1 protein-coding gene is annotated in these 661 nt (G+C 45.8%); it reads left to right on the top strand.

Translation table 11 applies throughout. From position 1 onward, the window contains the following. Positions 1-169 precede the first annotated feature (169 nt). Positions 170-661 (top strand): HDOD domain-containing protein (locus tag FCL47_RS24130; protein ID WP_136816277.1); only part of this gene is annotated, 492 nt, incomplete at its 3' end.

A 661-nucleotide genomic window follows, 5' to 3' on the forward strand; every position in this document is an offset into this window, starting at 1 on the left:
ATACGGCAAATCAGCATTGAGCATTCCGGATTAATCACCCTGCTGGAGGATGGCCTGGTAAAGGCTGCCGCAGGCATCACCAGTATTGAAGAGATTCTACGCTGCTTACCGAAACTGAACAAACCTAGGCCTCTGGCTGAAATACGTCGCCTTTCTGGAGAATAATACCTTGCAGCAGAACCTTTCGTTTCTAGATGTGATAAAACAGTATATTGAGGCAGGCAATATTGTTTTACCGGTATTAAATTCAGCGGCCATGAGGGTCCAGCAGGAACTGGTAAAAAAGGAACCTGATATGCGGGTTCTGGAGAGTCTCATCTGCAAAGATCAGTCTCTTTCAAGCCAGGTGTTACAGATGGCTAACTCCGCATTCTATCATGGACTTGTTGAGATTATGACAATCAGGTCGGCCATTGTCCGCCTTGGCATACAGGAAGTGGGACGCATAACTCTTCTGGCTGCTACCAAAAATCAGTTCCAGAGTAAGAACAAGGAATTGAATATTTTAATGCACAAGTTGTGGCAACATTCAGTGGGATGTGCTCTCGGAGTGCAGTGGCTCTCAAAGCGATGCAAACTGGATGAATTTAAAAGCCACGCATTTTTTGCCGGACTCTTTCATGACGTGGGTAAACTGTTTGTCCTGATGGTGGCTGATCAG

It is taken from the genome of Desulfopila sp. IMCC35006 (genome assembly GCF_005116645.1).
Classification (GTDB): domain Bacteria; phylum Desulfobacterota; class Desulfobulbia; order Desulfobulbales; family Desulfocapsaceae; genus Desulforhopalus_A.